This window comes from Nitrospira sp. (assembly GCA_016715825.1).
GTDB lineage: Bacteria > Nitrospirota > Nitrospiria > Nitrospirales > Nitrospiraceae > Nitrospira_D.
Genome location: JADJXO010000010.1, coordinates 59,345 through 81,932 on the forward strand (window position 1 = coordinate 59,345; position 22,588 = coordinate 81,932).

The window sequence follows — 22,588 nt, forward strand, 5'->3', positions numbered from 1 at the left end:
GAAAACATCAAGTCGAGATATCAGAAGGAAGGAGCCGATACCCCCTCGGAGAACACCGGTTCAATTCGTAGCAGATATCAGAGAGGTTCAATGCAATGGCCAGCCGTTCTTCCGGAGTCTGACGCCTAGCCCGTTCAATCTTCTCGTCAGCAAGCTGCTGACTCAGCTTGCTTGGTCGCCGTTGTGACTCCTGAAAGCTAGGCTGTTGCCGAGGTTTCATGTGTACGAGTATACATGGCTCTGCCGGAACCGAAAAAGGCGAAGAAGGAAGCCGCTACACTGTAGTAGAGAAGATTCGATGACTAAGAACGCGGCACTATCGCAATAATCCGCAGTGGCCCGCCCGTCCCACCGGCGATTTTCATGGGCAATGCGACCACGTCAAAGCCTCGATCAGGCAAGTCGCCAAGATTGGCAAGATTCTCAAACACTGGAACATTTGCTGAAAGTAACGCTACATGTGTCTCGAACTTGGTCGACTGCCCATAATCGATCGATGCCGTGTCGATCCCAACTGCTTTGACGTATCGTTCACGTACCAGCCAAGCTGCCGCTTCAGGATGAAGCCCTGGGAAATGCAATGCTCGCACCCCTTCCTCCCCTCTCAGCTCCGTTCCCAGGTAGTCCTTCCGACCTGGCCAGAAGTTGGCGAAGCCCGTGTCCAGTAGAACAATGGATCCGTTTGGTATCCGACCGTGTTCTTCCTCCCATCGTTTGAAATCCAAGATCGCAACAACGGTAATCCCGGTTCTCGGCGCATTGCTCAGCAACATTAATCCGAACCGCGGCTCCGATCATCCGTTCGATGGGAATCTGGTCCAGCGTCGGCTTTCCTTTGGAGAAGTGAATGGGCGCATCGATGTGGGTGCCCCCATGCTCCGGCAGCTCCACACGGTTCGACGTATAGTAGTAGCCACCAGACGTATCTTCGGCATGTTGACCGATAAGTTTGAAATCCTGTTCAGTAGGCCAGACAACCGTATCCGATCCAAACGAGTGAGTCAGATCGACAATCCGGGAGTGTTCCCAAACCAATTGACCATGCTGACGATCAGCGACACAACCCACTGCGGTAGTTGAACATAGCGCTAGGGCCAACGTCCCTGCCAGATATGGGAGTCCTCTCATCATAGAAGTCTCCATACTCACTTTCTAAGTCTCGGATGGAACGAATACGCGGCGAGGGAATTTGATGCGGCTTCACATTGCCGACGAGGCGCGCACACCTCCCCACGCCCTAAGCAGGGCGTTCCTGCTGGTCTCACTGCGCCCGTCGAGCGAGCGCCGCCCATAAATTGTGGATTATTATTGCTCCTGCCTGCGCGCTCGGGGAGCAAGAGACTAGCAGGGATGCCCTGCTTACTTCCCGAATGCCTTTTTGAGCAGCGGTTCAATCTCGCCCTTGGCGGCCATCGGATCGAGCACGTCGGTATCGCCGTAGAAGGTGCCGTCGATAAATACTTTAGGAAGCGTCGGCCAATTCGTGATTTTCGTCAGCGCTTCGCGCTTAGCCGGTTGCGACAGCACATCGATGAGCTCGTAGGGGTAGCCATATTTGTCGAAAAACTGCATGGTCTCCCGCGTAAACCCACACATCGGCATCATTTTGGTACCCTTACCATAGATCAAAATTTTATGGGCTTTGACTTCGTTTTGAATTTCTTCTTCAATGGGATCAGCCATGTCTCCTCCTATGCTTCATCTCTGGTACGTGCAGTCAATTCCAGCGCATGGATACGTCCATCCTTCATCGGTATATCCAAGGCCTGGTAGATCATCCGGTGGCGGTCCAAGAGATTTTTCCCCTGAAATCCATCTGAGACGATCAGAACTTTGAGATGGTCCATCGTTCCCGTACGATCAGTCACCGTCACCACGGCATCCGGCAGACTTTTTCGGATATATTCGGTCAGTACGTCTGGTGTAATCACCGGCCTCCACTCCTTGATTTTCAATACCCTAGCCGAAATTGGTTCTGAAACGCAATGCATGTCGTCGGTGGTGGTTTTCAGCCTAGTGGTGGTGCATGTGAACCAACTCTAGGCAGGGCTCTCAATCCCGATCAGGCAAGCCATTGAAATGCCTTACACCTGTCTTCGTTCCTCTTCGGCATCGACCTTGCGTTTGGCTTGGACATCAACGAAATCAGACCACCCCTTAGTCTCAAGGAGGTTGCCATGAGTGAGTTCACGTCAGGGTTTTTTGTCGGAGGTGCGAGCACCAATGGTCGGGTCCTGATCGTCGATGACGAACCGGATATCCGGAAGGTCGTCCGAATGACTCTGCAAAAAGCCGGGTATGATGTGCTTGAAGCAGAGAATGGGGAGAAGGCGATTGAAGTCATCAACTCAGGCGAAAATCGCCTGTTATTGGATGTCATGATCTGCGATATCCGAATGCCGAAGGTCAATGGTATCGAAGCCATCGCCTACTTCCGTCAGAACTATCCGCGCGTTCCTTTGATTGTCCTCACCGGGTTCCCTGACACCGATATGGCAACCTCTCTTCTTAGACAGGGGGTGGTGGATTATCTCGTGAAGCCGGTGGAAGGCGAGATCTTGAAGGCTGCCGTCGGGCGCGCCATGGAACGACGAGAATTGGCACCTCTATGATGGACTGCGCAAAATCGGAGGGAGCGGGTGCAGCAGCGACGACTCCAGCCAGCGCTCACACCAAGGTGGGGAGCGAACGGAGCAACCCTTCGGCTGCCCAGCGTCCGATGAGGGTGGCCATTATCGGTGCCGGTCGTGGAGGAACCGCTCTCCTCGAAGTGCTGCATCAGATCCCGACAATTGAAATCGTCGGCATGACCGACAAGGATCCATCGGCACCAGGGCTCAAACGAGCCCAAGAGCTGAACGTGCCGGTATATGGTCGCACAGACGATCTACTCCATGACCAACCGCTTACCCTGCTGATGGACGTTACGGGCGAACCGGCCATAGAATCAGCCCTTCGGCAACAGAAGCCGACAGGGGCCGATATCATTAGTGGACAGGCTTCCCGGCTGTTCTGGCTGCTCGTACAACATGAATCGACATTGCAAACCGAGTTGCTCCAGGCAGAAAAGATGGCCGGCTTCGGCTCGTTCGCGGCCGGTATCGCCCATGACATGAACAATCCGCTTCAGCTGATTCTCGGCATGGCCGAAAATCTGGCGGAAGAAACAGACCTCGAGGCCGTCCACGCTCAAGCTCTGGACATCATCGACGCCGTCAAACGAACGACCGCCATTTGCCGGGACCTCACCTCCTACTCTCGCCGCACATCCGTGCAGCAAGACGGCCTTATTCAAGTCAACAGCAAGCTCGATGAGGCCTTGAAGATCGCCCGCTATGCCGTGGCGCTTCAAGATATTGAAATTCGCAAGCAGTACCAGCCTGACGCTGTCGTGAAGGGAAACCCTGATAAACTTCTCCATGTGTTCGTCAATCTTATTACGAATGCGGTTCAGGCGATGGAACATCACGGCACCCTCACCTTGGAAACCATCAGCACAGCCGACACCACACAGGTTCGTGTGTCGGACACCGGCTGCGGTATCGCACCGGAGCTCGTGACCAGAATTTTTGAGCCGTTCTACACCACCAAGCCGCCGGGGAAGGGCACCGGATTGGGTCTCTATAACATCAAGAACGTGATCCAACTCATGCACGGTACCATCGAGGTCGAAAGTCATAGCGGTCAAGGCTCCACGTTTACCCTGACATTTCCGTGTGATTCATCACTCAGCGAGGGAACCGTTTAGTCATGACGACGGGATCGACAACCTCACCGGCAGGCGCCAGATGGGGGCTCAAGACCAAAGTCATTCTGTCCATGCTCTTCGTCGGGATCGTCCCCCTCGTCATTGGTTTGAGTATGGCGTTCTGGCAAGGCTCGCAGGAAATCCGAGACATCAGCGGGGAAAGCTTTGAGGCACTGGCAACGGAAGCGGCCCGCAAACTGGATTTGCTCGTGGTTGAAGAAATCTCGCACACCGCCCGCATCGCCCATGATCAGACCATTATTCGAGAGCTCGAACACCGCCGAGACGCCTCACGCGACCCAACACATTCGACTGGAGGAACCACGGATCTCGAACGACGCTGGGCTGACCGAGATCCTGCTGCACTCAAATCGCTGACCGACAATAGACTCAGTGCATTACTCCGCGAATACTATGCCGGGGTCTACAGTCCACCCGGCCAGTTGCTGCCGCAGGTGGTCAGGGCATCGACCAAGATGCTGTTTGTGACCGATGTGGAAGGGAGATTGGTCGCCAGCATGACCGACCATCCCGCGTTCAAGCACGGCAACACGGGTTGGTGGCAAGGGGCGTTCAACAGGGCGGTGGGCAAACTCTACATCGAGGACATCCATTTCGACGACCAGGTACATGCGTATGTCTTCACGATCTCCCTGCCGATTATGGACAGCTTGCGCTACGAGGCGGTTGGTGTGCTGCATCACGTCATCGATGCCAAGGAGTTCTTTTCTCCCTCGACTCAGGCCATTCGCTTCGGCAAAACCGGCCATGTCATGCTGATCGACAGCAACGGCATCGTCATTAGCTGCCCCATTCTTCCGACCGGCGTTCCCCTGTCCGATCGAAACCTGACGCCGCTCGTCACCCCCCAACATCCCGGCTGGGTCCAAGCACCCGGCGATGGTCATGGCGGAGACTCGACCTCCGTTATCGGGTTTGCACCGCTTCCTGAGACCAGTCGAGCAACCAACGGCTCACTCGACAACGGATCCTGGCACACGTTCGTCTGGCAATCCTCCGACGAACTCTTCGCGCCGATCCAGCACTTGCTCACCTGGGTGATGGTCTTTGGAGCGGTCGCCACGGCGTTGCTCGTCTCGCTGGGCTACGTCGCGGCCGGACGGATCGTCACACCGGTCCGCCAACTGCAACAGGCGGCACAGGCCATCGGTCGTGGCGAGCTCGAGACACCGATACAGATCAACACCGGCGACGAGCTGGAAGACCTGGCCCGGGAATTCACTCGCATGAATGCGCAGGTGAAAGCTGCATTTTCCGGGCTGACCGACCAGGTCAAGTTGAAAACCCAAGAGGTTCAGGTCCTACAGCAATCCACGGATCAGATCTTGGACGCCGTTCCGACTCCCATCCTCCTCATTGATCGGCACCACGTCGTACGGTATATCAATCAGGCAACTCGTGATGCGTTCACAGTGCGAGAGCCGTTGTCTGACGTCTCGCTGTTTTCAATCCTGTCACTGACGCCCGACGTTCAGAAACAGCTTCAGGCAGAATTCCAGATGAACGGCGATGCGTCGAACACCACCACCGATTTTGAGCGTGAAACGATCCCGAGAGATCCACTCCAGCCTTGTCCCGACCATAAGCCAGCCGGTCATCCTGCTGAGCTCAGCATCGGCTCGCGCATCTACCATTACCAATGGTTTAGGTTACCGGCAAAGCCAGGTGAGGACGACACGATCGGTCTGGTGCTTCGTGACATCACGGACGAAAGCCGGCTGCAGGACCAGGTTGTTCAGGCGGAAAAATCAGGAAGCCTTGGGCGATTGACGGCAGGAATCGGCCACGAGCTCAACAATCCCCTGTTCGGCATCATCGGATTGGGGGAAGTCATTCAGGATGAACAGGACATGGAGCATATCAAGAGCTATGCCCGAGACATCGTGGCTCACGGCCGTCGCATGGCCACGATCATCCGTGACTTTACCGGTGTGATCGATCGTGAGAACGCGGATCAGCCGAGCGCAGTGTATGTCGAGCAGGTCTTAGATGACGCGCTGGCCACCGCACACAGCACTGCAGAGATGAAGAATATCGTGATCCGCAAAACCTATGCTGGGAACACTCCGGTGCTCGTGCTCCCAGACCAACTCCGGCAGGCATTCGTGAATCTGCTGACCAACGCCGCCCATGCCATGAAGGGCACCGGAACACTCGCACTGACGACGGTCGTTTCAGATCAAGCCGTCACGATCACCATCGCCGATTCTGGGCCGGGTATCTCTAAACAACACCTCTCAAAAGTCTTCGACCCGTTCTTTACGACGAAAGAGCAGGGAGAGGGTTCAGGCCTCGGACTCACCGTCGCACGACGAATTGTCCGAAAGTTCGGAGGCGATATCCGGATAGCGTGTGCCGAAGCTCAAGGGACAGCGTGTCTCGTCACGCTCCCGATCACTGCATCATCGTCCTCGCAAGGAGGCCCATGGGCTACCGCCGCGTCGCGTTCCAAACCATAACCGTCACATTCCTCTTAGCAGCCTTCTGGACCACGGCTGCGCTCCATGCCGCGAAAGAGAGCCCCAAAACCGTGTCCATCTCACCAGAGAAGGTCGCCGACTACATTCATGCCATCCTCGAAGCGGATCGCACCTTTTATACCTCACACATCGTCGACCGGTTACAGCAAAGGGGTATCGTCACCTCGACCGAACATTGGGAACAGGACAACACGCTTCCGTTACCGGCTCAGTTCCTTCAACACTCCGGTCGGTTGGTCGCGGAGAGCGGGCGGGGAATCCGCTACAGGCTGATTGGGTTTTCCCCGATCTATCAGCGCAATGCACCAGCAACCGAATTTGAACGCACCGCATTGGACATGCTGAGGCAAAAGCCGGATCGTCCTGTGACCGGGATTGTGTCGAGCGGCAAAAAGCAATATTTCCAAGCGATCTATGCAGACCGGGCTGTCTCCTCCGCCTGCGTCACCTGCCACAACAGTCACCCGTTGAGTCCGAAGCAGGACTTTCAGGTGAATGATGTGATGGGTGGGATCGCGATTACCATTCCATTGGAGTAGCCACTGGCGTGCCGCGTGAGTCGCCGACAGATTGCGAGACGGCTCGAGACGGCTATGGAGAAGCGGGTGGGTTCGCGGAGTGAGCCAACTGCTTGAGGTGGTATTCCTCTCGATAAATCTGCACGGCGGTCATCAACAAGCTGACGAGGATAGGACCGATAAAGAGGCCGAGCAGGCCATACAGCGCCAATCCTCCTAACACGCTCAAGACAAGTAGGAGCACAGGAATCTGTACATCTTGTCCGATCAACCACGGTCGAAGGAATTGATCGACCATCGACACGACACCAATTCCCCACACCAGCATGGTCAGTGCTTTCCCGGCCATCCCGATCCAAAAGAGATACAGGGCCACCGGCAACCACACCAACCCGGTTCCACCGAAGGGAATCGGGGCTAAGACGATAGTCAACGCCGTGAGTCCCATGGGAAACGGGACACCGAGGGCCAAATAGGCCATACCAGCCAGTAGCCCCTGCACGATCGCCGTCACCAAGACCCCTTTCACCACCGCTCGAATCGTCTGATCCGACCGGACCAGGATTTTGGACTTGTGAGACTCCTCCATCGGAATGAGATCATACAGAACCGAAAGCCACTGCTGGCCATCCTTGAAGAGGAAAAAGAGGATCAACAACATCATGAAAAAATTCATGATGAGCGCAAAGGTATTTTTCAGCAGGCCGCCCATTCCCCCGATCAAAAACTGGCTGAGCTCCTTCACGCCAGTCAGAACCGACTGTTCCAAGGAAAAAGTGGGCGTCGCACTCCCTGCCAGGGCCGACTTTAACCAGCCGCCGATGATCGGGATGGTCGCCAGCTCCTCGGGCAGTCTTTGAAGCCCTCCTCCTGAAATCCAGGCTCGGATCTCCTGCTCCGCCACACCGGCCTCACGCACCAGCATGACCCCCATCACGACCAGCGGAACGACCACGATCGCCATCGCCCCAACGGTCAGTAGCGCGGCGGATACCATCTCCCTCCCGGCACACAACCGCGTCAGACGAAGATGAAGCGGAAAGGCCCAATGGGCAAGCAGCCCGGCCCAGAGCGCAGAAAACACAAACGGCTTGAACATCAACCCGATTTGGTAGAGCAACAAGACCACTAGGGCGAAGAACACGATGGAAAAGATCTGCTGTCGAGTCATAAATAACGTGGCGTTTCCTTACGAGATACCCCGAGTAGATAGCAGATCCAGCGAGTTCTGTCACGGTGGGCAGACTTGGCAGAAACCTGAGAGGCGACGGAAGGCGACGCGACCGTGAAAGAAGAACGGTGCGATTCGCCTAGAGGTCGACTTCTTTTCCGATTAAGGCAACCGCTTTCCCACGAGAGGCGTTCATATCTCGAACATTGGGAGGCAGCTTCTGGCCTTCCTCGGGCCATCCGGTGACACCCATGTCACTCACACCTTGAAACTTCGCCCCTTCCTCCATGAGCATCGTAGGACAATGAACTTCTCCGATCAGAATCGCGTTTTTTAAGAGCTGGATTTTCCCCGTGGCCGTGACGGTGGCTTTGATGCGTCCGCTACTGATCAACGAATCCGCATGAATCGATCCCCTCACCATCCCATCTTCACCGACAATCACTTCGCCCTTCGTATGCACATCACCTTCCAGGCGCCCATCGATACGCACCGTACCTTCGACTTTGATCTCGCCTTTCAGCTCGACGCCCTTTGCCAACAGCGTAATATTGCCGTCGTCCGCATAGCCGGTTTTCTTCATGAGAACTCCTCTGTAGAGGCTAATCTCCCTCAAGGGTATCGTAGGACAAGGGATCTGCCTAACAGTTTATGGAATTCAGCACTCCGGTATGGGAGGGCCGACCTCTATGAGGACAACCCAAACGTCTCCTTTACTCGTTCCCACACCCCTCCTCCGTGCACCTCGCAATACGTCGTGGGCTCGGTTCCTGCGATGAAGAACTCCGGCCTGTTCTCTGGACATCGTGTGGTCGCCAGTTGACCAGTTCTGGGATCGATCCGACGCTGAACGATCCCGGTCGGCATCTCAAAATCGGGGAGATCTCGAGGCATGAGCCGAATCGCCAGCTCGCTCCAGATGGGAAGCGCAGCCTGCGAACCGCTCAGCTTGATGGATCGTTCATCATCAAATCCAACCCACACTCCAATAGCAATATCCGGTGAATATCCGACAAACCAGGCGTCTCGAGATCCATCGGTCGTCCCAGTTTTTCCTGCGATCGGCCCCTGCACCCCGAGAGCTCGGGCCTTGGAAGCGGTCCCGTGATCCACCACCCCTTTCAGGAGGGACGTGACAAGAAAGGCACCTTGCGGAGTCGCGGCCTGTCGTCGATCAAGCGGTGGACTCCAGATGGTCTCTCCTCCTTCACGGGTGATGTTCGACAGCGCCACCGGACGGATCACCACCCCGCCATTGGCAAGGCCCGCATACGCAGCAGTAATTTCAAGCAGCGACACCGACGAACTCCCAAGCGCGAGGGAAAGGTTATCCGCCAAAGGCGTGGTGATCCCGAAGGCTTGGAGTTGGTGCGTGAGGGCCGTCATCCCGGTCCGGTGAGCCGTCCTCACGACTGGCACATTCAAGGACTGCTCAAGGGCAGATCGCACGGTCACCGGCCCCCGATACTGCCGGTCATGGTTTTGAGGCGACCAGGAACCAGTGCCTGAATCCAAGGTGATGGGCTCGTCTGCCAACAAGGTCGCCGGTGTGAGCCCATCGGCTCCCTGCCCACGGGCCGCTTCGAATCCGGCCAAATACACAAACGGTTTGAACAAAGAGCCCGCAGATCGATGGGCCTGCACCGCACGGTTGAACTGACTCACTCGATAGTCACGCCCGCCAACCATCGCCAACACATGGCCATGCCTGACATCCAACACCACGGCGGCGGCTTGGAGCGGCGGGTCAGCCTCGGCCAACGAAGGATGGTTCCTCCCCAGCTTCATGAGACCGTTCTGTAAGACCTGTGCCGTAATCTGCTGTGCTCGAGAGTCGAGCGTTGAATAGATTCGTGCTCCCTCCGGAGTGATCGCACCAGTCCCCTGCTCGATTTCCCTCAGCAGATAATCGACAAAGTAGGGAGCATCCGTGAGCGCGTCATCGGTCAATGACACCTTCACCGGCTGCGTTAACGTGGCGGTCAGTACTTCCTCGGTTATGATGCCTTCCTCCCGCTGACGGTGGAGCACCACGTTTCGACGCTTCGTCGCCGCATCAATGTTTTTCACCGGCGAATAGGTATTGGGGCCTTTGATGAGGCCGACGATCAGCGCAATTTCTTCAATCGAGAGTTGATTGAGCGGTTTCCCGAAATACCGATGGGCGGCTTCTCCGACCCCGTAGATGGAGACCGGACCCGCTTGGCCCAGATAGATCTCGTTCATATAGCTTTCTAGAATGTCCTGCTTCCGGTACTTAAACTCAAGCGCCAGCGCAGCCGCGAATTCTTGGAGCTTCCGTCCAAGCGTACGTCGAGGGGTGTAGAACAGATTCTTGGCCAATTGCTGCGTGAGGGTGCTCCCGCCCTGCACGAGCGCCCCGCGAGTGATATTGGTCCACAGCGCGCGTCCGACGGCAATCGGATCGAATCCGAAATGAGAGAAAAAGCGCCGATCTTCGATGGCCAACAGCGTATCAATCAAGGCGGGAGGCATTTGCTCCAGTGGGGTCCATTCCCGAAGCTGCTTGGTGCCGCCGCGCATACCACTGATCAATACCGGTTCAAGCCTCACGAGCGAGAGGGGTTGGCCATCGATGGCGGACAACACCCGCGTCACGATCCCGTCAGCCAACGTGAGTTTGATTAGACGAGCAGGAAGCCGATGTTCTTCCTGGGCATGCAAAAAAATTTCAATCGAGTTCTGAGTCGCAACATACTCCCCGGGCACCTTCGGATGGGTTGTGACCGGTCGATACTCCAACCGCTGGAGACGGTCGAATAAGCCCTCTTCTACGGGATGGAGTCCCGGTGTAAGAAAGAACGGCGCGCCGTAGATCAGCAACGGTGGATGCTCGTCGCTCTTCGGTAGGGCCAAACTCGTGGAAAGGACAAATCCATATCCTGCCAGTAAGGCGAGTGCGACCCCACAGACGATGAGGAACACCATCACAAGGCGTCGCGCCGAGAAGACAGGCTGGGATGATAGCTGGGCTGACATGCCCACAGCTTACCTGGAGTTATCGAACAAGTGAACTGGATAAATGAGACCAGACGGAGGTCAGCGCGATCTGAAGATTGGAAAGGGAGAAGACGACTTAGGCAGCGCGGGATGACGCAAGGGGCATCCATCGCTTGAGGGCGTGAGCAATTTGTTCAAGTGAGACAGGTTTTGAGATGTAATCATCCATCCCGGCGGCAGTACACGCGATTCGGTGCGTCTCCAAGGCATGGGCCGTCAGTGCAACGATACGGATGGGGGTCCCATCAGATCGGGTAATGCCTTGCCGGCGGATTTCTCTTGTCGCGGTGAGGCCGTCCATTTCCGGCATCTCGCAATCCATAAACACGAGATCGAAGGGCGACTGGTCCACCACGTCCAGCACTTGCCGTCCGGTCTCGACCGCGACAGCCGATTCTCCACAGACCTCGAGCATGCCGAGCAACACCTCCCGATTGACGGGATCGTCATCGGCAAGCAGAATACGCGCTGGGATTCGGATATCCGGTCCATAGATGGGCATACTAGACGCACACCCGGCCCGACTGCTGTTGGCCGATGATCGACCAGCGGCCGCTGCTGACCCATTGCTTGCAGCGACCAATTCGAATCGGGCCGTGAACCAGAAGGTAGAGCCGGTTCCCGGAACACTGTCGACCCCGATCGTCCCTCCCATCATCTCAACCAGCCGCTTCACGATTGTCAGACCCAGCCCCGTTCCACCGAATCGTCGAGTCATTGACCCGTCGGCTTGAGTAAACGGTTCAAAGATGTGCGGCTGGGCCTCACGCGGGATCCCGATTCCGGTATCGCGAACCAGGACCTTCATCGTCGTGTGCCCTCTCCCATCGCCGCAAGGCTGAATGCACACGGCAATCTGTCCCCGTTCGGTGAATTTCACCGCATTCCCGATCAGATTCATCAGAATCTGCCGTAATCGTCCGACATCTCCGCGCAAACGAGACGGAAGTTCCGGCGCGATCTCGCAATGGAGATGAAGGTTCTTCTGCTCCGCCGATACCGCAAATAGCGTCACGACATTCTGGACGCTTTCGCGGAGATCGAACTCCACTGGTTCGAGATCGAGTTTATCGGCCTCGATCTTCGACAGGTCCAGAATATCGTTAATCACTTGAAGCAGCGCGAGTCCTGACTGTCGAGCCGTGCCGGCAAAATGTCGCTGCTTGTCCGATAAGTCGCCGGACAGCAGTAACTCCACCATCCCGATCATGCCGTTCATCGGCGTGCGAATTTCATGGCTCATGTGCGCGAGGAATTCCGACTTGGCTTGGTTGGCGCTCTCAGCTGCTACTTTTGCCGCTTGCAAGACGGTATTCATTCGCTCGAGGTCTTCATTGCGACGCTGCATCTCGATCGTGTGGGCAGCGACCTTTCGCCCCAGCTCCCATTTTCTCGTGAGGGCGCTGGCGATCTGTTGCACCTCAATGGAATCGAACGGCTTTCTCAAAATGAGGACCCGATCGTTGACACCCAAACGTTCAACAATTTGCACCCACGAGTAGTCCGAATACGCGGTACAGATGACGACTTGGATCTCCGAGTCCGCCTTCAAGATGTGTTCAATGGTCGTCAGGCCATCCCAACCAGGTGGCATTCGCATGTCGACAATGGCCACAGCATAGGGGTGATTGTCTGTCCGCGCCGAGACGATCTTGTCATAGCCTTGCTGCCCCTGATCGGCGAAATCCAACTGAAAGGGATCGATCGCCAGCGGATCACCCGTTCCACGCTTGAACAGTGCGGCGCGCGCTTGTTGCAACCCAGCCAGGGTGGACTGGGGAACGAGAATTTTTTGAAAATCTTCGTGAATCGTCCGGTTGTCGTCGATAATGAGGATCCGGCGATTCCGTTCTGTCGATGGCATCGTCATGCCGGCACCTCAATCGGAATAAACGGCAAATCCAATACGAAGACGGCCCCTTGTCCCTGCCCCTCGCTTCGTCCGTGCAACGTCCCACCAAGGTTCTTGGCAGCGAGTGCGGCGCTATGGAGTCCGATCCCATGCCCCTCCGGCCTGGTGGTAAAACCCTGCGTGAAGAGTCGCCCGAGATGCTCCGGCGCAATCCCGACACCGGTATCAGACACCTGAAACCGCACAAAGCCGGTGCGATCCTCTGCACGGCCGAATTGCACCGTCAATCGATGCCGCGTACCCGGCATCATATCCATAGCATTCTTTGCGTTGCTGATCAGGTTCACCAGAATCTGCAAGACTTGATGACGATCACACATGCCCTCCGGAATCGCATCAGCACGTCGCTCGATCTCATACCCACGACTCTCGAACGCCGATACATGAATGGCCAGCGCCTGCTCCATGAGGTCTTGGAAATTCACAGGCTCCAAGATGGTACCGCCTGGCCTGGCCAGGTCAACCTGTCGATCCACAACCTGCCGAATATGCTCGATATTACGACCGAGCCCGTCCAGCTCTTTTTGAACGAGCGTTTGGTTTTGCGTGACGGCTTCCGCCAGCATGGAGAGATACGATGGGATTTGTTTCCCCTCCTGGGTCTCAGAGAGATAGGCCCCGAGATGATGCTTGTGCTCCTGGAGCATCGAGGCGATCAACGCCACGTCGTTCATCGGCGTCTGCTTGAGCAGATTGGTCACCACGTCCACGGACACATTCACGCTATTCAGTACGTTCCCCACGTTATGCAAGACCGTCGACGCGACGTCCGCCATGCCCACCAGCCGTGAACTTTCTAGAAGCTGTTTATTGAGCTGCTCCCGTTCCAACTGGATACGCTTGCGTTCTTCGATCTCGATCTGGAGCACTTCGTTCGTGTGTTCAAGCTGTTCGTTTTGCGACAAGACCTGTGTGCGGGATTGCTCGAGCTGGGTAATCGCTTCTCGGAGTTGCGAGTTTGCACGATCAACGGCCGTGACATCGTGGAACGACACCAACACACCGCGCGAGCGGCCATCCTGGTCCTGAATCGGCGTGGTGGTCACGGAGAGCGTCTGAAGCGCCTGTTCTTTGGTGCGATACCCAAACCGGATTCCCTGTCGCCCGCGCGGGTGATCAGCGGCCGCTTGCCATGGAAACTGATAATCTGCTGCCAATGGCATTCCCTGATCGTGAACCCACGGCAGGTGGGACAAGGATACGCCCAAGAGCGAGGAGAGTGATCGTTCAGTCAGTCGACAGAACGTGTCGTTGGCCAGCACGATCGAGCCGGACAAATCGACCATCACCACGCCATCCGTCAGACTGTCGAGTGTGGATTTGACTCGAGGCGGAATCATTTCGGATGGATCGAGATGTCGCAGGGTACGTTTCATAAACGTGAAGTATCCGATGAATCCCAGGACCGCGACCAACAGCACATATCGCACCCACGCGTCTTCATAGAATTTCTTGCCCGACACATCTCCCAACGCGCGAAATGACAGCTGGAGAGTTCCCCAATGCGTGGCTCCTTTATAAATGGGGACTTGGATGTGAGTGGGCGTCGATCGTTGCCCGCTTGGTTGCACCCAATGGCGGAGATGATCGCCCGCAGCAGCGAGTGGCTCCCCCTCCGCTGTCTGAAGCGCTGCCGAAAGGATCTCGGCGTTACGTTCAACCAAGGCGCGCATCGCGGTTTCAATCGTCGTCGTCTGTCCCGAAGCCGCCAGCAAGGAATACTGCACCGCCAAGTTCTCACTGAGGGTCTTCCGCGCCTCGAATACTTCTTTCCCCTTATCAGGGGTCAATCCGACGATGGCTTGTCCGGCCAGCATGGCGCCGATCGTGACGCAGACCAGGCACAAGCTGATCAAGACAGTAGGCGAAACCCGATTCATGCTTCTCTACTTATCGGACGGTTCAGATGCAGACATGAGAACCAGGGGTGAGTTAAAAGAACTTCTCGAGTCCGTCGAATTCGTCCTGCTCCTGACGCTGGGCCGCATCGGTCGCCTTCCGGCGGCTGTCCCGCTCTTGTCGGCTCAATTTGGTGACAGGAAGCGGGTCGAAGCTCTTCCAGACTGGAAGGGTGGTCAAGCAGCTGGCCAGAATCGCGCTGCTTCGAACCGCCCAGGCCACGAATCCCACCGATAGGGTCGTCCCACCCAGGGCAGCCACTCGGGCCACCATCATCTCGTGTTCCTGCTCGACGCCGACCTCCTCTTCTAGGGACTTGGCCATCGCATCGAGTTTGGCCAACAGAACATCACTAACGGAAGGCTGGTCTTCCGGTACCTTCGAATCAACTGGCTGCTCCGGTTCCACGGGCATGATGGTGAACGGTGACGCAGCTGACGACTCATCCCAACGAGACATCACCGGCTCAAGCTTGGCCGTATCATACCGTCGAATGTCTTCCTGCTTGATAAAAATGGGAGATTCAATAGGCGTGGCCGACGGCATCATCTCGCCACTTCGATGGACCGCTGTTTCAGCTGGCTTGCTTGGCTGTTCAGTGGTCGTCGTACTGAGGTTTGCCGGTAGTTCATTCCGCTCAATGACCACAGGTTGGCTGCGTTTCTCAGATTCACGCAACGAGGGTGAGAGAAGCACAGGGGGAATCGTCAGAACATTCGATGGTGCAACAACCGTCTCGGCCACATCGGTGACCGTCACTTGGATCATCTGCGTAGTGCTGGCTCCCTGACTGTCGATTACTCGGACCTGAACCACATAGACATGGTCGCCATTCGCATCGGTCGCCACTTCAAAATCTGGAGGAGCCGCAAAATTCAACACACCGGTTGAAGCATCGATCGTGAAGAGCGCCTGATCCGCCCCACCGTTGAGACTGTACGTGAGGACCTGACTCGGCAAATCCACATCCGCACCGGTCACGATCGTCACCGCACTGACATTTTCCGCGACATTGATCGAGGCCGCCGACCCGCCTCCGTTGCTGGTAATGGTGGGCGCATCATTGACCGGCGTGATCGTCAAGGTCACGGTGGTGGCTCCTAACGAACCACCAGCCCCATCGCTCATGGTAAAGGTGAAGCTGTCACTGGTAGTTTCCGACCCGTCATGTACGTAGACCACACGATTGCCGGCGATATCGGCTTGGGCGAAGGTGGTGGTAGGAACACCCGGCGCCGATATCAACTCCAATTGTCCATGTATTGGTCCTGTGCCGATGGTATAGGTCAGCTGAGCATCGGTGGTATCCACGTCTGTAACAGCCAGTTCGCTCGCTACAATCGTGTCCGTATCACCCTCGGCAACAGTGCTGCCGGTGTTAGCAGTCAGGACAGGAGCATCATTGACCGCCGTCACCGTCACGGTGATGACTTGGGTCGTGGTGTTGCCCGCGTCGTCGGTGATGGTCACGGTGAAGCTGTCCGTCCCATTCCAGTCCGCCGTCGGGGTATAGCTCCACAGGCCCGTCGCCGGATCGATGCTCGCCGTCCCCTGCGTCGCCGCCCCCGTCACGCTAAACACCGTGCCGTCGCTCAACCCTCGGCATCCGTCGCCGTCAGGGTGCCCGTGATGGTTGTGTCTTCAGTGCCGCTCCCGCTCGTCCCCCGTCACCACCGTCGCATCGTTCACCGCATTAACCGTCACGGTCACCGTCGCCGTCTCGGTGACGCCCCCGCTCGTGATGGTGTAGGTAAAGCTGTCGGTGCCATTGAAATTGGCGTTCGGCGTGTAGGTCACGGTCCCGTCGGCCAGAAACGTCACGCTCCCGTTCGCCCCTTGCGTCACCCCCGTCAGCACCGGCGTGCCCTCAAAGCTATCCGCGGTGGCGCCATTCGTCCCCGTCAGCACGTTCGCACTGATCGCCGTGTCTTCGTTCGTGGTCAGGCTATCGTTGGTGAGATCCACCACCGGCGTCACGGTCACGCTGATGACTTGCGTCGTACTGTTGCCCGCATCATCGGTAATCGTCACGGTGAAGCTGTCCGTCCCATTCCAGTCCGCCGTCGGGGTATAGCTCCACAGCCCGGTCGCCGGATCAATGCTCGCCACGCCGTTCGTCGCCGCGGTGCTCACCGTGAAGACCGTCCCGTCGGCGAGCCCGTCCACATCGGTCGCCGTTAGGGTCCCGGTGATCGTCGTGTCTTCAGTGCCGCTCCCGCTCGTGCCCCCCGTCACCACGGTCGGATCATTCACCGCGTTGACGGTGATCGCGACCGTATCCACGTCGGTCCCGCTGTTCGTGTCGGTGCTGGTCACGGTGAGCGTGTCACTGCCGCTATAGTTCGATGTCCCTTGATAGACTAACGTAGCCAACGTCGCGTTGATGTCGACCTGGCTACCGGAGAGGGTCAGGGTATTCGTGCCGTTGCTGCCCGCACTGATCGTCGCTCCACCCTGGAGTGTGACTGACACGGTCCCGTTCAACACGCCGAGCTGCACGGTGCTCAGATTGCCGTCGACGTCGTTGACGCTGATGCCGCTCAGCGCCAAGGGCGTGTCTTCCGCCACGCTCTGCGCCCCGGCACGGCGTTCACCGGCGCGTCATTCACGGCAGTCACATCGATGGTCAGGATGTTGGGGGCCGCATCATAGACATTGCCGCTGTCGCGTACGGAGAAGGTGAGGTTCGCATACCCCGTCCCGGTCGCGTTCGCCGCCGGGGTAAAGACCAGATTGCCAGCGGTGATATCGACCACCGTGATGACTTGCCCCGCCGTCACCGCTACGCCGGAGAGGGTCAAGGTCCCGGCTGCGGGCAGCGTGTCGATCCGCACGGCGCTCAGACTGTCGCCCGCATCCACGTCGCTGAAGCCAAAGTTCGCCGTGCTCAAGGTATGAGCGGTATCTTCGTTGATCGTAACCGTGGCATCCACGCCCGTCGGGGCCTCATTCACATTGGTCAGATTGATCGTGAACGTTTCGTCGTAGGTCAGACCGCCACTATCGGTGACCCGAACCGTCACCGTATGGTTGGTCGCCGCTTTCGTAATTGAACAAGCTGCCATCGGCCACGGTGATCTGGCCTGTGCTGCTGTTGATCGCAAACCGTCCACCTGCGGTATCTGTGAGGCTATACGTCTTCGTGTCGCCACTGTCCGGGTCCGTCCCGCTCACGATCCCCACTACGGTCCCGTTTGCCGCATTCTCCGCGACGGTATTCGATGAGAGGGAGAGGTCCGTCGGTGCATCGTTCGTCGCTTGAACGTTGACGAGTTTTGTCGCTGGTGTCGCGGTTCCCCCATCTCCATCGGTCAGCTCGAAGGTGACCTGCCGAGTCGCGGTGGACGGGCTCTCGCTGACATTCCGGAATTGAATGCTCGTCACAACCTCCTGCACGGCAGCCACGGTAGCGTTGGCATTGAACGTGATCACCAAAGGATCGCTATCGCTCGTTCCTCCGGTAAAGGTTCCGATCACGACGCCTTCATAGCTGACATTGCTGCCGGAGGTGCCGACTTGACCGAGGCCAGTACCAAAGTTACCAACAAGAAGACGATCGTCGGCTGTGCCGTTCTGCGTCAACGAGATGGTGAGCACACCAGTGTCGAAATTCGTTGAGTCCACATCAGTCACCGTCATCAGAGGACCGATGACTTGCGGCGATCCCCCTTCTACAAATGTCACCGTCGGTCCGACGGCCGTCACCACCGGCGCATCGTTGACCCCCGTCACAGTGATCGCGACCGTATCCACGTCGGTCCCGCTGTTCGTGTCGGTGCTGGTCACCGTGAGCGTGTCACTGCCGCTATAGTTCGATGTCCCTTGATAGACCAACGTAGCCAAGGTGGCGTTGATGTCGGCTTGGCTGCCGGAGAGCGTGAGGGTGCTGTCCCGTTGCTGCCCGCGCTGATGCTGGCCGCGCCTTGGAGCGTGACCGTCACGGTCCCGTTCAGCACGCCCAGCTGCACCGTGCTCAAATTACCGTCGACGTCGGTGACGCTGATGCCACTCACGGGAAGCGCAGTGTCTTCGTTCACCGTCTGGGCGCCAGGGACGGTATTGACCGAGGCATCATTGACCGCCGTCACCGTCACGGTGATGACTTGGGTCGTGGTGTTGCCCGCGTCGTCGGTGATGGTCACGGTGAAGCTGTCCGTCCCATTCCAGTCCGCCGTCGGGGTATAGCTCCACAGGCCCGTCGCCGGATCGATGCTCGCCGTCCCCTGCGTCGCCGCCCCCGTCACGCTAAACACCGTGCCGTCGCTCAACCCCTCGGCATCCGTCGCCGTCAGGGTGCCCGTGATGGTTGTGTCTTCAGTGCCGCTCCCGCTCGTCCCCCCCGTCACCACCGTCGCATCGTTCACCGCATTAACCGTCACGGTCACCGTCGCCGTCTCGGTGACGCCCCCGCTCGTGATGGTGTAGGTAAAGCTGTCGGTGCCATTGAAATTGGCGTTCGGCGTGTAGGTCACGGTCCCGTCGGCCAGAAACGTCACGCTCCCGTTCGCCCCTTGCGTCACCCCCGTCAGCACCGGGGTGCCCTCAAAGCTATCCGCGGTGGCGCCATTCGTCCCCGTCAGCACGTTCGCACTGATCGCCGTGTCTTCGTTCGTGGTCAGGCTATCGTCGGTGAGGTCCACAACCGGCGTCCCCGTCACGCTGATCACTTGCGTCGTACTGTTGCCCGCATCATCGGTAATCGTCACGGTGAAGCTGTCCGTCCCATTCCAGTCCGCCGTCGGCTGGTAGCTCCACAGGCCCGTCGCCGGATCAATGCTCGCCACGCCGTTCGTCGCCGCGGTGCTTACCGTGAAGACCGTCCCGTCGGCGAGCCCGTCCACATCCGTCGCCGTCAAGGTGTTGGTGATGGTCGTATCCTCATTGCCCGTCCCGCTCGTGCCCCCCGTCACCACGGTCGGATCATTCACCGCGTTGACGGTGATCGCGACCGTGTCCACATCGGTCACGGCATTGCTGTCGGTGCTGGTCACCGTGAGCGTGTCACTGCCGCTATAGTTCGATGTCCCTTGATAGACCAACGTAGCCAAGGTGGCGTTGATGTCGACTTGGCTACCAGAGAGCGTCAGGGTATTCGTCCCGTTGCTGCCCGCGCTGATGCTGGCCGCGCCTTGGAGCGTGACCGTCACGGTCCCGTTCAGCACGCCCAGCTGGACCGTCGAGAGGTTACCATCCACATCGGTGACGCTGATCCCACTCACGGGAAAGGAGGTGTCTTCGTTCACCGTTTGCGCCCCCGGCACCGTGTTCACCGGGGCATCGTTCACCCCGCTCACGGTGATATTCCTGTATGCGGCGGCGCTGGGATCTGTGCCGTCGGTGACGATCCACTCAATGGTACGCGTGAGGGTGGAGGGGGTATCGCTGCCGTTGTAAAACGCGATCGACCGCAATGCGGTCTGGTAGTCGGCCACTGTGGCCGTGCCGGAGAGTGTCAACGTGCCGGTTGTACTGTTCCAGGTCCCACTGATTCCGTTTTGGTCGGTGAAGGTCAATTCATCGGCACCCGACTCATAGTTGGTACTGATCCGGACGGTTGCACCGGTCATTGTGCCACTATCGATGTCGCTGATCGTCAAGTTGACATCGATGCCAACCGGTGACTGTTCCGTGAAGTTCACATCACTTGGATCGACTGTCACGACCGGCTCGTCGTTCACCGCCGTCACATCAATGGTCAGGGTGTTGGGGGCCGCATCATACGCATTGTTGCTGTCGCGTACGGAGAAGGTAAGGTTCGCATACCCCGTCCCAGCGGCGTTGGCCGCCGGGGTAAAAACCAGATTGCCCGCGGTGAGGTCCGCCACACTCACCACTTGGCCTGCCGTGACCGCTGCGCCGGAGAGGGTCAAGGTCCCCGCTCCGGGGAGGGTGTCGATGCGCACGGCACTCAGACTATCCCCAGCATCCACGTCGCTGAAGCCGAAGTTCGCGGGGGTAAGGGCCTGGGCCGTGTCTTCGGTGAGCGTCACCGTGGCATCGGCCCCGGTCGGAGCCTCATTCACATTCGTCAGATTGATGGTAAACGTCTCGTCATACGTCAGCCCGCCGCTATCCGTCACCCGCACCGTGACGCTGTGGCTGGTCGCGCTTTCGTAATTCAACAGGCTGCCATTGGCGACGGTGAGTTCGCCCGTGCTCGCATTGATCGCAAACGCACCTGTGGCGGTCTGCGATTGGATCGAATAGCTTAGAAGGTCGGTCTGGTCGAGCACCTCAGTGGCATCCCATTCGATGACATAGCTTTCCAGTCGACCTGTTGTTGCCGAGTCCCACCAGAGCCCTGTGGAGAGGTTAAGCCTCGCCGCATCCTCATTATTCCCGCCATTGTCGTTGGGTTGTGTGGACTCCCCAATTAGTACAGGCACCGTTGACGCTCGTTCCTCCGGCCATCCCTTGATAAAACAAGTCCCCGTCGGTTCCATTAGACCCCCACCGCCAATCGCCTTCGAGCGTTTGATCGGTTGCTCCCAGCCAAACGCTATCGTCTCCCGTCACCAATCCAATCGTCTTGACTAAGTCGTTTTCGAATGCAGAGCGAACGACGACCAGCTGGCCGGTGGTGCCATTGAGCGCTGTCGATTCAGCGCCGGATTTGGCAGCAGCCCAGGTAAAGTTGCCGGTGACTGCCTTATAAAACTTGTCAGTCGTGGCATTGAAGTGCAGTGAAGGATCGGCCGCGAGTAGTTCCGTGATCTTGGCTTGGCGTTCCGGGTCCGTTCCGTTCACGATGCCCACCACAGTCCCATTGGCCGCGTTCTCCGCCACGGTGTTCGCCGACAACGCCAAGTCCGTCGGTGCATCGTTGACGCCGGTTACCGTGACAGTCGTGTCATAATTAGGGCTGGTCCCACCGTCGCCATCAGTCAGCACAAACCGCACGGTCCTGGCTCCAGTCGTGGGGGCGTCGGTATCCGTGTTCTCGTATGTAATGTTTTTCACCAGCGCTGTCACCGCCGTGGGCGTCGCATTGCTGTTCAACGTGATGACGAGATTGCTCCCGCCGCTGCCGCCGGTGAAGGTCCCGATGGTCACGCCCTCATAGGTCATGTTCGATCCACTCACGCCGATCTGGCCCACCCCGGTCCCCTGATTCCGAATGCTCAGCACGTCTTCGGCACTGTCCCCACCGGAGGAAATCGACACAGTGAGGGTGCCGGTATCGAGGTTGGTTGAATCCACATCCGCTACCAACACATTGCCGCCTTGCTCGATCACCACGGCCCCGTCACCTTCGCTGTAGCTCAGGCTATCGCCGCTCAGGTTTGTAATCGTCGGCGCATCATTGATGGGAGTCACGGTAATGGCCACCGTATCGGTGTCGACGAGTGTCAGGTCATTAGCAAGATTGGCGACCTCGTTCGTGGTCAGTACTCTATCGTAGAGCCGAACATCGTCGAGACTGCCCGTCGCGTACCATTTGCCGCCTGAGGAATCCTGGTTACGCCCGATGGCCATGGAGTCAAGGCCTGACACACTGTTGAAGAAGCCCTGTGTCGAAGCATTTCCGGTGTCGTAGCTCAACTGCCCAGCCGTAGCGAGAACTCCATCGACGTAGAGACTGTTACCGGAGGAGCCGATCGTCACTGCGACGTGATGCCAATTCCCGTCGTTGATGGCGACATCACTCTTGTAGACCGCTAGTTGCAGCACGCCGTTTCCCAGACCTAGTCAGATACCCTGAACGCCCTGGTGAACCAGGGCGGCGTAAGGATACATTGGAAGCCGGAGATGGATCAAATGGTTTGACGCGCCCGTAGCCTTGATTCCCAGCCGCTAATCGTGTCTGAGAATCGGGCA

Annotated in this window: 17 protein-coding genes and 1 pseudogene; 4 read left to right on the forward strand and 14 right to left on the reverse strand. The window is 57.8% G+C overall.

Translation table 11 applies throughout. The features are described 5' to 3' along the window. Positions 1-302 precede the first annotated feature (302 nt). From IPM58_15840 to IPM58_15850, 3 genes and pseudogenes are all read right to left on the reverse strand, one after another. Positions 303-1,128, reverse strand: a pseudogene (locus tag IPM58_15840) (cyclase family protein). Between the two features lie 231 nt (positions 1,129-1,359). Next, entirely contained in the window at positions 1,360-1,683 is a 324-nt protein-coding gene (locus tag IPM58_15845; protein MBK9308510.1) for a glutaredoxin, read from the reverse strand. 8 nt (positions 1,684-1,691) lie between these two features. Next, positions 1,692-1,931 carry a BolA family transcriptional regulator gene (locus IPM58_15850; GenBank protein ID MBK9308511.1) on the reverse strand — a complete coding sequence of 80 codons (240 nt, stop codon included), beginning with the start codon at positions 1,929-1,931 and terminating at the stop codon, positions 1,692-1,694. 246 nt (positions 1,932-2,177) lie between these two features. Here IPM58_15850 and IPM58_15855 point away from each other — a divergent pair, with 246 nt between their 5' ends. From IPM58_15855 to IPM58_15870, 4 genes are read left to right on the forward strand one after another with little or no spacing between them, the layout of a single operon-like run. After that, positions 2,178-2,612 (forward strand): response regulator, encoded by a 435-nt coding sequence (locus IPM58_15855; GenBank protein MBK9308512.1) that lies wholly within the window; start codon positions 2,178-2,180, stop codon positions 2,610-2,612. Next, positions 2,609-3,748 carry a GHKL domain-containing protein gene (locus tag IPM58_15860; GenBank protein ID MBK9308513.1) on the forward strand — a complete coding sequence of 380 codons (1,140 nt, stop codon included), beginning with the start codon at positions 2,609-2,611 and terminating at the stop codon, positions 3,746-3,748. The genes IPM58_15855 and IPM58_15860 overlap by 4 nt, the downstream gene beginning before the upstream one ends. A gap of 2 nt (positions 3,749-3,750) precedes the next feature. After that, entirely contained in the window at positions 3,751-6,228 is a 2,478-nt protein-coding gene (locus IPM58_15865; GenBank protein ID MBK9308514.1) for a HAMP domain-containing protein, read from the forward strand. Next, positions 6,195-6,788, forward strand: a complete 594-nt coding sequence (locus IPM58_15870) for a DUF3365 domain-containing protein (protein MBK9308515.1) — start codon at positions 6,195-6,197, stop codon at positions 6,786-6,788. The genes IPM58_15865 and IPM58_15870 overlap by 34 nt, the downstream gene beginning before the upstream one ends. A gap of 52 nt (positions 6,789-6,840) precedes the next feature. Here IPM58_15870 and IPM58_15875 read toward each other — a convergent pair whose 3' ends face one another. The 11 genes from IPM58_15875 to IPM58_15925 form a co-directional block, all read right to left on the reverse strand. Beyond that, positions 6,841-7,938 (reverse strand): AI-2E family transporter, encoded by a 1,098-nt coding sequence (locus tag IPM58_15875; GenBank protein MBK9308516.1) that lies wholly within the window; start codon positions 7,936-7,938, stop codon positions 6,841-6,843. A 139-nt stretch (positions 7,939-8,077) separates the two neighbouring features. Beyond that, positions 8,078-8,521 carry a polymer-forming cytoskeletal protein gene (locus IPM58_15880; protein ID MBK9308517.1) on the reverse strand — a complete coding sequence of 148 codons (444 nt, stop codon included), beginning with the start codon at positions 8,519-8,521 and terminating at the stop codon, positions 8,078-8,080. Positions 8,522-8,625: 104 nt separating this feature from the next. Next, complete coding sequence (locus IPM58_15885; protein ID MBK9308518.1) at positions 8,626-10,938, reverse strand: PBP1A family penicillin-binding protein; 2,313 nt, start codon at positions 10,936-10,938, stop codon at positions 8,626-8,628. Between the two features lie 97 nt (positions 10,939-11,035). Continuing rightward, a complete protein-coding gene (locus tag IPM58_15890; GenBank protein MBK9308519.1) occupies positions 11,036-12,829 on the reverse strand; it encodes a response regulator in 1,794 nt (597 codons plus the stop codon). Beyond that, positions 12,826-14,751, reverse strand: a complete 1,926-nt coding sequence (locus IPM58_15895; GenBank protein ID MBK9308520.1) for a PAS domain-containing protein — start codon at positions 14,749-14,751, stop codon at positions 12,826-12,828. The genes IPM58_15890 and IPM58_15895 overlap by 4 nt, the downstream gene beginning before the upstream one ends. A 52-nt stretch (positions 14,752-14,803) precedes the next feature. Then, positions 14,804-16,366 (reverse strand): cadherin-like domain-containing protein, encoded by a 1,563-nt coding sequence (locus IPM58_15900; GenBank protein MBK9308521.1) that lies wholly within the window; start codon positions 16,364-16,366, stop codon positions 14,804-14,806. A gap of 45 nt (positions 16,367-16,411) precedes the next feature. Continuing rightward, positions 16,412-17,338, reverse strand: a complete 927-nt coding sequence (locus tag IPM58_15905) for a tandem-95 repeat protein (protein ID MBK9308522.1) — start codon at positions 17,336-17,338, stop codon at positions 16,412-16,414. Continuing rightward, complete coding sequence (locus IPM58_15910) at positions 17,311-17,835, reverse strand: cadherin-like domain-containing protein (protein MBK9308523.1); 525 nt, start codon at positions 17,833-17,835, stop codon at positions 17,311-17,313. The genes IPM58_15905 and IPM58_15910 overlap by 28 nt, the downstream gene beginning before the upstream one ends. Continuing rightward, positions 17,771-18,613 carry a hypothetical protein gene (locus IPM58_15915; GenBank protein MBK9308524.1) on the reverse strand — a complete coding sequence of 281 codons (843 nt, stop codon included), beginning with the start codon at positions 18,611-18,613 and terminating at the stop codon, positions 17,771-17,773. Before IPM58_15915 ends, IPM58_15910 begins: the two co-directional genes overlap by 65 nt. Beyond that, positions 18,553-21,156 carry a tandem-95 repeat protein gene (locus tag IPM58_15920; protein ID MBK9308525.1) on the reverse strand — a complete coding sequence of 868 codons (2,604 nt, stop codon included), beginning with the start codon at positions 21,154-21,156 and terminating at the stop codon, positions 18,553-18,555. The genes IPM58_15915 and IPM58_15920 overlap by 61 nt, the downstream gene beginning before the upstream one ends. Beyond that, positions 21,104-22,441: a hypothetical protein gene (locus tag IPM58_15925; GenBank protein ID MBK9308526.1), complete on the reverse strand. Its 1,338-nt coding sequence runs from the start codon at positions 22,439-22,441 to the stop codon at positions 21,104-21,106. Before IPM58_15925 ends, IPM58_15920 begins: the two co-directional genes overlap by 53 nt. Positions 22,442-22,588: the final 147 nt, after the last annotated feature.